Origin of the sequence: Rothia nasimurium, from assembly GCF_928381705.1 — a bacterium.
In the GTDB taxonomy this organism is placed as follows: domain Bacteria; phylum Actinomycetota; class Actinomycetes; order Actinomycetales; family Micrococcaceae; genus Rothia; species Rothia nasimurium_G.
Genome location: NZ_CAKMSR010000016.1, coordinates 1 through 14,731, shown reverse-complemented (window position 1 = coordinate 14,731; position 14,731 = coordinate 1). Strand labels below are relative to the sequence as shown.

The window sequence follows — 14,731 nt, the reverse complement described above, 5'->3', positions numbered from 1 at the left end:
TTATGCCTTTCGTGCCTTGTCGCGGGCTTGCTTTTCTCTCTTGCGGCGCTCGGCTACCAGCTTGAGGTCAATGCGCTCACCCAGGCTACGCAGGATATCGAGCACCAGGCCGATCACCAGCAGGTAGACGCCGATGTCGAAGATGGTAGCGGTGACGAAGTGAACATCACCAAAGACCGGCATCCAGAAGTCCAGCACGTAGCTGGAGAATACGGGGTCGCCCCACAGAGCAGGAGCCAGGGCGTAGAGGGTGGAAATGCCCAGGCCAGCTCCCAGGAAGGTACCGGCGGAGAAGGGGGACGCTGCCCGCAGCTCCGCGCCGCCACCGGCCAGGTAGCGCACGGCAAAGGCCAAACCTATCATCAGGCCACCTGCGAAGCCGCCGCCGGGCAGGTTGTGACCGGCAATCAGCATGTAGAAGGAGACGATGATGAGGGTATGGAAGAGCAGGCGGGTCATAACCTCCAGCAGAATCGAGCGGGATTCTGGGGGCAGGGTACGGCCTGCCACAATGAAGGGGTCACGCTCGACCGACGAGAACTGGCCGGCCACGCGCTGGGCCACAGTGATCTGGGTGCGCTTGGCGAAAGAGCTCTCGATTTTCTTCATGGCCTGGGTGTCAAGCCTGCGCGCGGACGCCGAGTCGGCGCGTCCTTCGATAAAGAGCAGGGAGGCAACGCCGGTGGCGGCCAGAGCCAGCACCGAGATTTCACCGAAGGTGTCCCAGCCGCGCATGTCGACCAGGGTCACGTTGACCACGTTGTAGCCGTGACCAATTTCGTAGGCCAGGCGAGGCATCTCGAGTGAGATCGGGTCGAGGGAGCGGGATGAGAAGGTGAACATGGCCAGGGCCATCATCAGGGCCGAGAAGCCTAGGGCGATGATAACGCGCAGGGTCTTGTGGGCGCCGTCCTTGCCGTCCTTGGAGCGGATGCGGGGAATCTGGCGGGGCAGCACGCGCATAGCCAGCACGAAGGCTACTAGCACGATGGTTTCAACCAGCAGCTGGGTGGTAGCCAGGTCGGGGGCGCTGCGCAGGGCGAAGAGAATGGCCATACCGTAGCCGGTCACCGAAACCATCATGATGGCCAAAAAGCGCTTGCGCACGAAGACCACGACCAGGGCAGCCACAATCATGACCACGGCAATCGACCACTGGGCCGGGGACTCAGAAACGCGTACATTGGCCAGCGGCGGGGTCTCATTGATGAAGAGGGCTGCGAAGGGCACCACCACCGCGGTAATCAGAATAACGCCCAGGTAGAAGGCCAGGGAGCCTCGCTGGGTCATACCGGTGACCCACACGGCCAGACGGTCAAGCCCGTCAATCACGTCGCGGTAGACGATAGAGGCGCTGGGGGCCGAGGGAAGAATGCCCTGTAGCTCTTCAATCTGCTTGCGGAAGATAAAGAGCAGGGTACCGATGGCCATGATGACCAGGGAAGTCAGCAGAGCCGGGGTGACGCCGTGCCACAGGGCCAGATGGAGCTCAAGTTCGGCTGCAGTCTCTGGGAAGGCCTTGAGGAAGGGTTTGACGAAGAAGTGCACCGGCTCGGGGTAGAGGCCGTAGACGATAGTCAGGACGGTCAGCACCGCCGGGGCAAAGAGGAAGGTGAAGGAGACCGGGTGGAAGGCCGTGTCGGGGCTGAGCTTCTGGCCGCGGCGGTTGCGGTCTAGGGCCCGGGTGTTGATATCGACATCGCCATTATCGACCTCTTCGAAGTCGGCGGTGCCCTTTTCTACGCGGCAGTACTTGACGCCTTCCTTGTGCATGTAGGCGTAGGGCTTGATGGCGAAGGCACCCCAGACAAAGCGGGCTGAGTAGGCGAAAGTGAGAATAGAGCCCAGGACGATGGCGATCAGGGTGGTTGCCCCCTGCCAGCCGGTGGTGTGGGAGAGGTAGGTTTCGAGTACCGCTTCCTTGGCCACGAAACCTGCCAGGGGCGGAATACCCGCCATCGAAGCCGCTGAGATAGTGGCGACGATAGCCAGCTTAGGGGCACGGCGATAGATACCCGAGAGCTTGTGGATGTCGCGGGTACCGGACTGGTGGTCGATAATACCGACCGAGAGGAAGAGGGTCGCCTTGAACAGGGAGTGAGCCACCATGAGCGCCATAGCCGCGTAGATGGCGTCCGGAGTTCCCCCCGAGATCACCAGGGCCAGGAAGCCCAGCTGCGAGACAGTACCGTAGGCCAGAATCAGCTTGAGATCGGTTTGCTTGAGGGCGGCCCAGCCGCCGAACACCATAGTGAAGGCACCGAAGATAATCAGGACGTTCTGCCAGATCGTCACCTCGCCGTAGCCGGGGGCCAGGCGCAGCAGGATATAGATACCGGCCTTGACCATAGCCGCCGCGTGCAGGTAAGCAGAAACGGGTGTGGGAGCAGCCATAGCCCCGGGTAGCCAGAAGTGCAGGGGGAAGATAGCTGATTTAGAGAGCGCACCGCAGAGAATCAGCACCAGGGCAGCGGAGAGAAGACCGTAGCTGAGGGGGCCGCGACCGTCGATAGCGGCTTCTAGAACGGCGGGGCCTTGGTCCACGAGTTCAGCCAGGGAGTAGGTGCCCAGGCTGTAGCCCAGAATGACGATGCCCACCAGCATGGCCAGGCCACCTGCGGTAGTGACGGTAAGGGCCTGCAAGGCAGAACGGCGGGCCGAGAGACGGTGGCGGGAGTAGCCAATCAGCAGGTAGGAGAGAATGGTGGTGATTTCCCAGAAGATGAACATGAGAATGAAGTCATCTGCGGTAATCAGGCCAAACATAGCACCAGCAAAACCGAAGAGGTAGGCCGCGAACTGGCCGTTATCGCCGGTGGAGTGCTTGAAGTAACTGGCGCAGTAGAAGAGCACCAGGGAGCCTACACCCAGGACCAGCAGGCTCATGACCCACGAAAGGGTGTCCATGCGGAAGGTGAGTGCCATGTCCAGCTCGGGAATCCACTGGTAACTCTCGCTCCAGGGGGTGCCACCGAGAATCTGGCCGGTTTTGGTCAGAACCAGGGCAAGCACGGCAGCTGGAATCGCGGCCAGCAGGTAGAAGGTTGAGGTGCCCATGCGGCGGTAGAGCCAGGGGGTCACTATGGACACAAGCAGGAAAAGCGCTAGAACTATGGTCACGTATCGGCTCTTAGGGTCGGCGGCGGTGGGAGCCGTCAGGCACGAGGCTAGGACGGCAGGAGTCTCTCCTTTAAAGAGTAGGCATACTTAGTTTACCTGTCGATGACCCCCATCTCATAGAGGGTGTAATATTTCATTTATTTCTGTGCGTTTCGCACGGTGCAAACCCTGATACATATTTTTGAGTTGGTCTGCGCTACGCAGAATCTCAGCCAACATCACACATACCCGCTGAAACCACAGCCGTCCGCTCACCTCTTCCACGGCGTAAAATAAGGACGATTTACCCACACACTGCGAAAGCATCTCATGTCTAACGGTTCCCAGCCCAAAAAGGGCTCCCAGCTCGGCCTCGCCTGGTCCCTGCACGGCGACGGCAAGAACATCACCCCGGGCGGGGTCGTCCGCCCCCTCGAACGCCTCACCTGGGGCCGCACCATCGGTATCGGCGCGCAGCACGTCGTTGCTATGTTCGGTGCGACCTTCCTGGTGCCCCTGCTGACCGGCTTCCCACCGGCCACCACCCTTTTCTTCTCGGGTACCGGCACCATGCTCTTCCTGCTCATCACCGCAGGACGTGTGCCCTCCTACCTGGGTTCGTCCTTTGCCTTTATCGCGCCCCTGGCAGCGGCCACCAACCAGTACGGCCCCGGCGGTGCCCTGGGCGGTATCGTCATGGCAGGTGTCTCCCTGTTCATTGTTGGCCTGATTGTTCAGGTCGCCGGAACCGGCTGGCTGACCAAGCTCATGCCCCCGGTAGTCACGGGCTCCATCGTGGCGCTCATTGGCTTCAACCTGGCTCCGTCCGCTAAGAATAACTTCATGGAAGCGCCCGTTACCGCCCTGGTGACCCTGTGCTCCATCATCCTGATTTCTGTACTCTTCAAGGGCATGATTGGCCGCCTGTCGATCCTGCTGGGCGTTATCATCGGCTACATCACCGCCGTTGTGCGCGGTGAGCTTGACTTCACCACCATCGAAAAGACCTGGGCTGAGCAGGGCCTGATCGGCCTACCCCACTTCCAGCACCCAGAGTTCCACTGGAACCTGGCTGGCCTCTTCATCCCCGTCATTCTGGTGCTGGTTGCCGAGAACATCGGTCACGTAAAGTCCGTTGCCCTGATGACCGGGGATAACCTCGATAAGTACTCCGGCCGTGCCCTCATGGCTGACGGCCTGGCCACCACCTTGGCCGGTGCCGGTGGCGGTTCAGGTACCACCACCTACGCTGAAAACATCGGTGTTATGGCAGCAACCAAGGTCTACTCCACCGCCGCCTACTGGGTCGCTGCGATTTTCGCCGTCCTGCTCTCTATCTTCCCGGTCTTCGGTGCCGCGGTGGCCTCTGTTCCCGCCGGCGTGCTGGGTGGGGCTGCCACCGTGCTCTACGGCATGATCGGCATGCTGGGTGTGCGCATTTGGGTGGAGAACCGCGTGGACTTCTCCAACCAGGTCAATCTGACTGCCGCGTCCGTGGCCCTGATTGTTGGTATTGCTGACTACACCTGGGATATCGGCGACCTGCAGTTCGCCGGTATCGCTCTGGGCACCGCCGCAACCCTGGTGGTCTACCACCTGATGGCTGCGCTCAATAAGGCCTCCAAGGCTCACCCCGAGCCGCTGACTCCGAGCGAGGCTAAGGGCGACGTCCACTAGCCCCTCACCTGACAGTAGGTACCATTTAAACTAGAAAAACCCACCTAGTTCGTGGGTTTTTCTAGTTTAAATGGTACCTACCGGGAGGAGGCGAGGACGCCTGCGAGCAGGTCGCTGCGGTTGGTGACGATTCCGTCAACCCCCAGGGCTATCAGTTCCCGCATGGTGCGTTCATCGTCGATCGTCCACACGTGCACCTCCACTCCCGCGCGGCGGGCAGCAGCCAGCAGTTTACGGTCCACAATACGCAGGCGGCGGCCAGCCACCCGGTGATAGGCAGGGACCTGCACCGCATCAAAGGGCAGCATAAACTTGCCAGTTAGCGGCTTCAAAACACCCCATAGGCTAGGGTGTATGCGTGATAAGACATAAAAGAAAGTAAAGGCGGGCTGTGAGGCGCTCAGGGGAATCTGTACCCCTAGATTCTGGGCCGCCCGTTGCGCCTGCCGCAGGCGGCGCTCGGAAAAGGACGCCAGTCGCACCCGTTCTACCGCACCGGCAGCTACCAGCACTCGCACAACCTCGGCCGCCGAACCGGCGTCCTTCAGGTCAATGTTGAAGCGGGTCTCGGGGAAGGCCTCAAGCATGTCGCGCAGGCGGGGAATCTGACCGCCGTCCACCAGATTCAGGTCACGCAGCTGATTCCAGGTCATCTCAGCCACCCGGCCCGGGCGGCCCACCAAACGATTGAGGGTGGGGTCGTGAAAAACCAGCACCTGGCCGTCAGCGGTGGTGTTCACGTCGGTTTCGATCCAGTGGGCCCCAGCATCGAGGGCGCAACGGAAAGCTCCCTCGGTGTTTTCAGCCTGGTCTATAGCAAGCCCTCTGTGGGCATAAATCTGGGTGTGATCAGGCGAAGACGATGAAAATGCGTGTGAAGGCATAAGAACCAGTATATTACCGGCCAGTAACTTAGGACTGGCGCCCCTGGCGTTCAGCCAGCATGCGCTCGATAATCTGGGCAACGCCGTCCTCTTCAAACCCCGGGCAGATACGCCCCACCCGGTCTTTGAGCTCCGGCAGACCCGATGCCATCACGTAGCCGTGACCTGCCCAGTCCAGCATCTCAAAGTCATTGGGCATATCCCCAAAAGCAGCCACCTCATCAGGGCCAATGCCCAGCGAAGCCGCAAAGTCAGCCAGCACCCGGCCCTTATTCAGCCCCCGCTGCGCAATTTCCACCAGGGGCTGGTAGGGGGCAGAGCGGGTTGCAGATGCCCGCTCCCCCACGATTTCTTGCACGTGGGCCAGTAGGTCGGCAGGTACCGCACCGTCCCGGAATAGCAGGTATTTCACTACCTCAGCGTCGGGCGCCAGAACCTCTTCCAACCGCCCCTCAACCACCTTGCTGGTGTCTTCCTGCACGTGCGGGTCATAGGTTCCCTGCACGTAGACATGCTCCAGGGTCTCCGCGATATAGAGAGCTCCCGGGAAAGCCTGCTCCAACTCGGCGTGCAGGGCCAAAGTTTCAGCCCCGCTGATAGTACGGGTGGCAACCACCTGCGAACGGGCAATATCGAACGTCACCGCACCGTTAGAGCAGAAGGCAAAAGAGTTCTCGCCGTTCCACTCCTCGCCCAGCTGCTCCAGCACGGGAGCCAACCAGCGCAAGGGGCGACCGGTCACAAAGACGACACGGACGCCAGCATCCGCCGCCGCGTGCAGGGCCTGCAGGGTGCGGGGACGGAACCTGAAATCGCTCCCGATGAGGGTGCCATCCAGGTCGCTGGCAATCAGTTTAATCATGCTTTACATTCTAGAGGCTTGCTAGAAAGATTCCGCAGACTCACGCTCGCTGCCGACCCTCTCGCTGGTTCGCGAGCTGGCTCGCAAGCTCGCCAGATTCGCACCGAGATTTATTTTCCTCGCGCGCTCGGAATCTCGGTGCTCATCACCAGCGATTCACGCCAGCCGCCGAGCCAGCAGCTTCGCTGTGAGTCTGCTTCATCTATCTTTAGGCAAGCCCTCTAGTTCTCTTCTTCGTAGGTCGCCGTTAAGAAGGCTCGGGCGATGCCGTGGAAGAAGAGGTTGAAGTTGACCACGGCGGGGCTGGCGTTTTCGTCGATGTCGAGTTTTTCCACGTCAACGGCGGTGACGCAGAAGATGTAGCGGTGGGGGCCGTGGCCGGCGGGCGGGGCTGCGCCAACGAAACCGCGGGTACCGCCGTCGTTGAGGTGCCCCAGGGCCCCTTCGGGCAGGTTTTCGGCGGCGCCGGTGGCCAGCTCGGTGACCGAGGCGGGGATGTTAGAGGCTGCCCAGTGCCAGAAGCCTGAGGGGGTGGGGGCGTCCGGGTCAAAGCAGGTCACCACAAAGGACTTGGTTTCTTCGGGGAAGCCGCTCCAGGAGAGCTGGGGCGAGACGTCCTCGCCGCCTGCGCCCATGATGCCGGAGACCTGGGCGCGGGGCAGGGTCTCTCCCTCGGTGATATCGGCGGACGTGAGCGTGAAGGTGGGTAGGTCAGGCAGGTCTGCGTAGGGTTCACGGTTGAGCATGAGGGGCCTCCTCGTCGTTGATGGGCTTTGGCTATGCACTAACCAGTCTACTGACTATCCCCCCCTCACGAAAAGGGACCTGAAAACTAAAGAAGGACCGCAAAATATGCGGTCCTTCTTTAGTTTTGCGGTCCCCTCGGGAGGGGAGCGGAGGAACTAGCCCTGCGGGTAGAGCACAGCGTTCAGTTCATCGCGGCTGGGCGGGTTAGCCCCTTCGCGAGAGACGGTGATGCCGGCGGCAACCGCTGCGAAGGCCAGAATTTCCTTGAGGTCGTCCTTGCTCAGCAGCTCAATGGCAGCGCGGGCGCCCTTGCCCTTGATGTCTCGATCGAGCAGGGCCGCAATGAGGGCTGCCATGAGGGAGTCGCCTGCGCCCACGGTATCGGCAACCTCTACCCGGTAGGCGGGCAGGGCGATGCCGTCGGGTGACGTCTTGCGGGTAATCGCCCAGGGGCCCATCTCACCGCGGGTGACGACCACCAGGGATGCCCCGAGGTCAAGCCAGGACTGAGCGGATTCTTCCAGGGTGCGGCCCGGGTAGAGCCAGAGCAGGTCTTCGTCAGAGGCTTTGACTACATCGGCCTGGCGCACGATGCCCTCGGCCCAGGCGCGAGCCTCTGCTGCATCGGGCACGATGGAGGGCCGGCAGTTGGGGTCGTAAGAAATCAGGGCGTGGGGGGCTGCCTGCTTGACGGTGTTGAGCACAGCGGACGCACCGGGCTCTAGCATGGCACCGATAGACCCCACGTGCACTGCGGTGGCGTTCTTGCCCACCTCGTCGAGCGCCGCCTGGGCAGCGTCGAGTGACCAGTCGATATCGAACTCGTACTCAGCGGCGCCGGTTTCGCCAATAGTTGCCTGGGCAACGGAGGTCTTTTTGGCGTCAGCACCGACAGGGAGCAGGACGCCCGAGGCGCGCAGGTGCGCGTCGATAAGTTCACCGTAGGCGTCCTTGCCGTAGCGGCCAATGAACTGGGCCTCGTGGCCCAGACGGGAGACGCCAACGGCAACGTTCATGGGGGAACCGCCGGGGTGGGCGTGGGATTCGGCGCCGGGGCGCTGGACAACATCTACGAGGGCTTCGCCAATGACAGTGAGCATGCCCTTATTTTACCGGCTGTGGCCCCGGCCTCAGAGAAGTTTCGCGTCACAAACTCCACATGTGAGAGAACAAACTATAAACTTAGGTCTGTAGTGCCCACCAGCTCGTCGTGCCCGTGCATGAATCGGGGTGTGGGCCGCCAGTCACCAGCTACCAGCGCACCGCCGCGCTGCTAACCGATGAGTTCAATGACGCTACTCATCGAGGAAGAGGTCACACCATGACTATTTCTGCCGACAACGCTCACGAGCAGTGGCTTGCCTCCGAGGCTGAAGCCGAGGCTATGATCCCCCTGATTGGCAAGCTGAATCGAGAGAACAATGTGGTTGTCTCTATTCACGGCCACAGCCTGATCAACAAGTCTGTTATCCAGATTTTGAAGGCCCACCGTTTTGCCCGTCAGATTGATGATGTTGAGCTGAACCCGGCTGATTCCCTGAAGATCCTTGAAATTGTGAGCACCCTTGACCTGGGTGCCTGCTCGCTGGGTCTGGCCAGCCTGCAGCGCAAGTTTGAGGCTTCTGGTGCCGGTGATCTTGAGGCCTGGCTGAAGGAAGAACTGGCTCCCGTCGTCGGCAAGAAGGGCCAGATTGAAGCTGCCTCACAGGACGTCGTACTCTACGGCTTTGGCCGCATCGGCCGCCTGCTGGCCCGCATTCTGCTGGAGCGCTCCACCGGCGCCGGCCCCAAACTCCGCGCGGTTGTTGTTCGCAAGAACACCGACAACGACCTCTACAAGCGCGCCTCCCTGCTGCGCCGCGACTCCGTCCACGGCGCTTTCAAGGGCACTATCCGCGTGGACGAAGAGAACTCCACCATCATCGCCAACGGCACCCCCATCAAATTCATTTACGCCTCCGACCCGGCTGAGGTTGACTACACCGCCCACGGCATCGACAAGGCTATCGTGGTTGATAACACCGGCCGCTGGCGCGACAAGGACGGCCTCTCCCGCCACCTGCAGGCTAAGGGGGCTGCGCGCGTCCTACTCACCGCTCCCGGCAAGGGCGTCAAGAACATCGTCTGCGGCGTCAACGACGACATCATCGAAGATAGCGACACCGTCCTGTCAGCAGCCTCTTGCACCACCAATGCCATCACCCCCGTGCTGGCCGTGATGGACGAGGTCTTCGGGGTCAAGCGCGGCCACGTTGAGACCGTCCACTCCTTTACCAATGACCAGAACCTGATTGATAACTTCCACAAGGGCGATCGTCGTGGCCGCTCCGCTGCCCTGAACATGGTCATTACCGGAACCGGCGCCGCTAAGGCAGTGTCTAAGGCCCTGCCCCAGCTGGAGGGCAAGCTGACCGGTAACGCCATCCGCGTTCCCACCCCCGATGTGTCTATGGCTATCTTGAGCCTGCAGCTCGACAAGCCCGTCGGCTCCAAGGAAGAACTCAACAACCTGCTGCGCGAGCGCTCCCTGCGCTCCAACCTGCGCCGCCAGATCGACTACACCGACTCACACGAGGTCGTATCAACCGACTTCGTGGGCTCCCGCGCCGCCGGTGTAGTGGACGGCCTGGCCACCATCACCTCCGGTGACGATAACGCCATTCTCTACGTCTGGTACGACAACGAGTTCGGCTACTCCTGCCAGGTAATTCGCGTGCTTGAGACCATGATCGGCGGTAAGCTGCAGAGCTTCCCCGCAGCGATCTAAGAGCGCGGACGCCCGCCGCACGTTCGGAAGGGCAGGGGCATAGGCTACGAGCCAGCTGGCTCGGGGCTGGCGTGAATCGTGACGAGCCGCCAGGCGAGGAGCGAGAGGGTCGCTGGCGGTAGCCTATGCTCCTGCCCTTTTTGCAACATGGTGTTGAGTCACGGTTTACGCGAAGTTCTCGCTCACCCAGTCCCCCGCGGCGGTGGCGGGGGCTGCTTTTTCGGCGCCGGAGACGCGCGTGTTCAGCTCAATCAGGGTCTCGGTGGTGAGCAGGGCAGATACCTCGTCGAGCACGCGGGCGGCTGCTACCGAGACCTGGCGGGTATTGATGACGGGTAGTACCTGCTGGGCCAGGATCATGTTTTTGGGGTCTTCAAGCACCACGAAGTTGTTGGCGGTGATGGCGGGGTCGGTGGAGAAGAGGTCCACGATGTCGACGGTGCCGTCGGCCAGGGCTGAGACGGTGAGCGGGCCGCCGCCGTCGTTGATGGGTTCGAAGGACGCCGGGGTGAAGCTGTAGAGGCGCTCTAGGCCGGGTAGGCCGTAGGCTCGTTCCGCGAATTCCGGGGGTGCTCCTAGGCTGAGCTGGCCGCTGAGGGTGGTAAGGTCGTCCAGACTGGTCAGACCGTGTTCTTCGGCGGTAGCGGCGGTGACGACCAGGGAGTCCTTGTTTTCTGCCTGGGAGGCTGCCAGAACGCCCAGTTCCTCGGGCAGGGCGGCGGGGAGGGCCTGCACGATTTCTTGGGCAGTGACGGCTGTGGTCTCTGCGTCGAAGTAGAGCAGGAGGTTACCGGAGTAGTCGGGGACCACCGAGACGGTGCCTTCGCGCAGGGCTCCGAGGTAGGCTTCTCGGGCACCGATGGCGGGGCTGGTGGTGGCGTCTAGGCCGCGGGCGCGCAGGGCTGCGGCGTAGATTTCGGCGATAATTTGCGATTCGGTGAAGTCGGCTGAGCCCACGGTAATGGTGCCGGTGACGCTCCCGCTGCCAAAGGCGGTGGAGCCGTCAAGGCCGCAGGCGGAAAGGCCTAGAGCCCCGGCGGCGAGTCCTGCCCCGGTGAAGAGGGAGCGTCGGGTGAGGCGGGGTGATGTCATGGGTGTTTACCTTAGTCCGGGGTAGGTGAGGGCCCTCTGCACAAGGGCAAGTAGAGCATCGACGATCAGGGCGAGGGCGGCAACGAGTAGGACGGCCGCAACCATGCGGGTGTAGTCACGCACTGCCAGCCCGTCGATAAGGTAGCGCCCTAGCCCGCCCAGGTTGATGTAGGCAACCACGGTGACGGTTGCGATGATTTGCAGCACCGCATTACGAATGCCACCGAAAATGAGGGGCAGGGCCACGGGAATTTCTACCCGGGTGAGCACCTGCCAGCCGGTCATGCCCTGGGCGCGGGCGGCGTCCTTAATAACGGGATCCACAGCCGCAATACCGGCGTAGGTACCCGCCAGGAGCGGGGCGATCGCCAGTATGACGAGGGCAAGCGCAGGGGCGGTCAACCCCAGTCCCAGCCAGAGAGCGAAGAGAGTGAGCAGGCCCAGGGTGGGCAGGGCTCGCAGGGCACCGGTAAGAGCTACGACCAGGTTCTGCCCCTTGCCGGTATGCCCCACCCAGGCACCGAACGGCAGGGCGATAGCCGCCGCAACCAGCAGCACCAGGCCGGAGTAGGCCAGGTGCTCGCCAAGACGCTGCCAAATACCGCCGGTGCCCGCCCAGGCGCCGGGGGCGGTGAACCAGGCCCAGACGTCCTGAAAAATCATGGGTTCCTCCAACGGGTGAGCGCGGCGCCGACCAGGGCTAGCAGGCGGTCGAGCACGAGGGCAAGGACGAGGGTGAGCAGGATTCCGGTGATGATTTCAGCCGGTAGGTCCCGGCGCAGGCCGTCGGTGAAGAGGGTGCCGAGGGACTGGATGCCAATGACAGCGCCCACCGACACCATAGAAATATTCGAGACCAGGGCAACGCGTAAACCGGCGATCATGACGGGTAGCGACAGGGGTAGCTCAACCTGCCAGAAGCGGCGCAGCGGGGTGTAGCCCACGGCTGTGGCGGCTTCAAGAGTGATGGGTGAGACCGATTCGAAGGCGTCCACGGCGCTGCGCACCATCATGGCTACCACGTAGATAGTCAGCGCCACGTAGACGTTGAGCGGGGAAGTAATGGAGGTACCCAGCACCAGGGGCATGAGCACAAACAGCGCTAGTGAGGGCACGGTGTAGAGCAGGGCAGCGCCGTTGACGACCGCCCCTTTGCGCACCCGGCCGGCGGTCGTGTAGGCCTCGGTGGAGCGCCCGTCTGCCCGCCGTCCCAGCGCCAGGCGGGCCAGGGGTAGGGCAAGGACGAAGCCCACCAGCACAGGTATGACCGATTGCGCCAGGTGCAGGGCGGTGAGCTGCCCGATATAGGGCAGGTTGGCTAGAAACCAGTTCATGCGGACGTCCCGTCACCGGCTGCCGCGCTGGCAGGGTTCTCGCCGGAGTCGGCGCTCTCGGTACGGGCCCACGGAGCTTCTAGGCCGTAGCGCAGGTAGCGCTCCTGCCGGGTTGCTTCAAGCACGTTATCGGCTTCCAGCAGGCCTATAGCCTTCCCCTGCTCATCCACTGCAACGCCCCAGCCTGAGGGAGAAGAGAGTACCGAATCCAGGGCATCACGCAGGGTTCCTCCCCGCACGAAAAGGGAGCCGCCGGGCAGGTGCCTGCCGCCGGTCAGCCAACCGTCGGGGCGTCCGTCCGCTAGTCTCAGCTGCCAGCCCTCGCCCTCAGCGGCCTGCAGGGGGCTAACTGCCACATTCTCGGCCCCGGCAAAGGTCAGGCGCCGCATACCGCGGTCACGACCCACGAAAGAAGCAACATAGTCGCAGGCTGGGGCGCGCAAAATCTCTTCGGGGGTGCCGAACTGGGCGATGGCGCCGCCAGGTGCAAAAACAGCGATGTAGTCCCCCAGGAGCACAGCCTCGTCGATATCGTGGGTAACGAAGACGATGGTGCGCTGGAGCTTCTGCTGCAGGTCGAGAAGACTCTGTTGCAGGTCAGCCCGCACCACGGGGTCAATGGCGCTAAAGGGCTCGTCCATGAGCAAAATATCCGACTGCCCCGCCAAGGCTCGTGCCACACCCACCCGCTGGGCCTGACCACCCGATAGCTGGGCCGGGTACTTACTGGCAGATGCGCGGTCTAGGCCCACGGTATCGAGAAGTTCTAGGGCCTCGGCACGGGCCTGCTTCTTAGACACCCCTTTGAGGCGGGGCACGGTGGTGATGTTGTCGAGCACGCTCTGGTGGGGCATGAGCCCCGCCTGCTGCAGCACATAGCCCATCGAACGGCGCAGCTCGTGGGCTGGTCGAGAAGTGTTGGCTTCTCCCCGCACCAGAATCTCCCCGCCGGTATGTTCTACCATGCGGTTAATCATGCGCAGGGAGGTCGTTTTACCGCAGCCCGAGGGACCCACAAAAACCGTGATGCTCCCCCGAGGAATACTGAGGTTAAGGTTGTCTACCACCACCGTGTCACCGTATTTCTTGGTGACAGACCGGAATTCAATAGCGGGGGCCGCTGCCATACATGCTCTTTCGTTTGAGGTGGGGCGGGTTTTGCTTCAGCAACCTAACGCCCACGAATCCCAGCCTATTCCAGGCAGTTCTTAAACAGCAAGTACCCTGTCATAAATGCAGATGCCCTGCTTAAAGTGACAGGCATCTGCACTTTTAAGGGGGCAGGTGGGTTGCTAGGCTAGTGACATGAAAATTGCTACCTGGAACGTGAACTCTATCCGTGCCCGCGCTGACCGCGTGGAAGACTGGCTAGAGCGCAGCGACGTAGACGTCCTAGCCATCCAAGAAACCAAGGCCACCGACGAGACCTTCCCCTACGAGATTTTTGAGTACTCGGGCTATGAGGTGGCCCATTTTGGACTGTCACAGTGGAACGGGGTGGCACTGGCCTCCCGGGTGGGGCTTGAGGACATTCAGCGCACCTTCACCAACCAGCCGGCTTTTGGCAAGCCGGGTGAGGACGCCGTCGTTGAGGCCCGCGCAATCGGGGCCACCTGCGGCGGGGTTCGGGTCTGGAGCCTCTACGTGCCCAACGGCCGCGGTATCGATGACCCGCACATGCCCTATAAGCTGGCCTGGCTTGAGGAGCTCCGCAAGGACGCCGCCAGCTGGCTAGCGCAGGACCCCGCGGCACAGTTCGCCCTGGTGGGGGACTTTAATATTGCCCCGCTCGATGAGGATGTATGGGATATCGACTTCTTTAGGGAAAACCAGATGACTCACGTGACCGAGCCTGAGCGGGCGGCCTTTAGGGCTTTTCTTGAAGAGCCTCTGGGGCTGGTTGATGTGGCTCGTGAGCATACCACCGTGCCCTACACCTACTGGGACTACACCAAGCTACGTTTCCCCAAGAACGAGGGGATGCGCATTGATTTTCAGCTCTACTCCCCCGCGCTGGCCCAGCGAGTTGTGGGCGCTGAGATTGATAGAGAAGAGCGAAAGGGCAAGGGCGCTTCGGACCATGCCCCGGTGATTGTTGAGATTAGCTAGCTGAGCGGACGCCCCCGCCCGACAGTCCGGGGCATTGCGGGTTAAGGGTCAAAAAGTGTGTCCGGAATCGCGGATTTTCACGGATTGACCTGTAGGTTTCCGGAAAGTATATGCTCCGGAAGCATATATCTAGCCCCCGACGGGAAATCCTCGGTGTGGC

12 protein-coding genes are annotated in these 14,731 nt (G+C 62.0%); 3 read left to right on the top strand and 9 right to left on the bottom strand.

The window, feature by feature from the left end; all coding sequences use genetic code 11:
• The gene (locus L6762_RS11220; RefSeq protein WP_237187346.1) at nucleotides 1-3,120 is read right to left on the bottom strand and encodes a Na+/H+ antiporter subunit A; all 3,120 of its coding nucleotides are present in this window, start codon (nucleotides 3,118-3,120) and stop codon (nucleotides 1-3) included.
• A 309-nt stretch (nucleotides 3,121-3,429) separates the two neighbouring features.
• On the opposite strand from L6762_RS11220, the gene L6762_RS11215 reads away from it, so the two are divergent.
• Nucleotides 3,430-4,776, top strand: a complete 1,347-nt coding sequence (locus L6762_RS11215) for a uracil-xanthine permease family protein (RefSeq protein WP_237187344.1) — start codon at nucleotides 3,430-3,432, stop codon at nucleotides 4,774-4,776.
• A 77-nt stretch (nucleotides 4,777-4,853) separates the two neighbouring features.
• Here L6762_RS11215 and L6762_RS11210 read toward each other — a convergent pair whose 3' ends face one another.
• The 4 genes from L6762_RS11210 to L6762_RS11195 all read right to left on the bottom strand — a co-directional run bounded on the left by L6762_RS11210 (nucleotide 4,854) and on the right by L6762_RS11195 (nucleotide 8,369).
• Nucleotides 4,854-5,660 (bottom strand): glycerophosphodiester phosphodiesterase family protein, encoded by an 807-nt coding sequence (locus tag L6762_RS11210; protein ID WP_237187343.1) that lies wholly within the window; start codon nucleotides 5,658-5,660, stop codon nucleotides 4,854-4,856.
• Nucleotides 5,661-5,688: 28 nt separating this feature from the next.
• Nucleotides 5,689-6,522, bottom strand: a complete 834-nt coding sequence (locus tag L6762_RS11205; RefSeq protein WP_237187342.1) for a Cof-type HAD-IIB family hydrolase — start codon at nucleotides 6,520-6,522, stop codon at nucleotides 5,689-5,691.
• A 221-nt stretch (nucleotides 6,523-6,743) separates the two neighbouring features.
• Nucleotides 6,744-7,268 (bottom strand): YbhB/YbcL family Raf kinase inhibitor-like protein, encoded by a 525-nt coding sequence (locus tag L6762_RS11200; RefSeq protein ID WP_237187341.1) that lies wholly within the window; start codon nucleotides 7,266-7,268, stop codon nucleotides 6,744-6,746.
• Between the two features lie 156 nt (nucleotides 7,269-7,424).
• Nucleotides 7,425-8,369, bottom strand: coding sequence for a carbohydrate kinase family protein (locus L6762_RS11195; RefSeq protein WP_237187340.1), 945 nt, complete (start codon nucleotides 8,367-8,369; stop codon nucleotides 7,425-7,427).
• A gap of 221 nt (nucleotides 8,370-8,590) precedes the next feature.
• Here L6762_RS11195 and L6762_RS11190 point away from each other — a divergent pair, with 221 nt between their 5' ends.
• The gene (locus L6762_RS11190) at nucleotides 8,591-10,036 is read left to right on the top strand and encodes a glyceraldehyde-3-phosphate dehydrogenase (RefSeq protein ID WP_237187339.1); all 1,446 of its coding nucleotides are present in this window, start codon (nucleotides 8,591-8,593) and stop codon (nucleotides 10,034-10,036) included.
• Nucleotides 10,037-10,201: 165 nt separating this feature from the next.
• On the opposite strand, the gene L6762_RS11185 is transcribed toward L6762_RS11190, so the two are convergent.
• From L6762_RS11185 to L6762_RS11170, 4 genes are read right to left on the bottom strand one after another with little or no spacing between them, the layout of a single operon-like run.
• Nucleotides 10,202-11,128 (bottom strand): ABC transporter substrate-binding protein, encoded by a 927-nt coding sequence (locus L6762_RS11185; protein WP_237187338.1) that lies wholly within the window; start codon nucleotides 11,126-11,128, stop codon nucleotides 10,202-10,204.
• A 6-nt stretch (nucleotides 11,129-11,134) separates the two neighbouring features.
• A complete protein-coding gene (locus tag L6762_RS11180) occupies nucleotides 11,135-11,791 on the bottom strand; it encodes an ABC transporter permease (RefSeq protein WP_237187336.1) in 657 nt (218 codons plus the stop codon).
• A complete protein-coding gene (locus tag L6762_RS11175) occupies nucleotides 11,788-12,462 on the bottom strand; it encodes an ABC transporter permease (RefSeq protein ID WP_237187334.1) in 675 nt (224 codons plus the stop codon). Before L6762_RS11175 ends, L6762_RS11180 begins: the two co-directional genes overlap by 4 nt.
• A complete protein-coding gene (locus L6762_RS11170; RefSeq protein WP_272878709.1) occupies nucleotides 12,459-13,589 on the bottom strand; it encodes an ABC transporter ATP-binding protein in 1,131 nt (376 codons plus the stop codon). Before L6762_RS11170 ends, L6762_RS11175 begins: the two co-directional genes overlap by 4 nt.
• 178 nt (nucleotides 13,590-13,767) lie before the next feature.
• Here L6762_RS11170 and L6762_RS11165 point away from each other — a divergent pair, with 178 nt between their 5' ends.
• On the top strand, nucleotides 13,768-14,571 hold the full coding sequence (locus L6762_RS11165) for an exodeoxyribonuclease III (protein WP_237187332.1): 804 nt from the start codon (nucleotides 13,768-13,770) through the stop codon (nucleotides 14,569-14,571).
• Nucleotides 14,572-14,731: the final 160 nt, after the last annotated feature.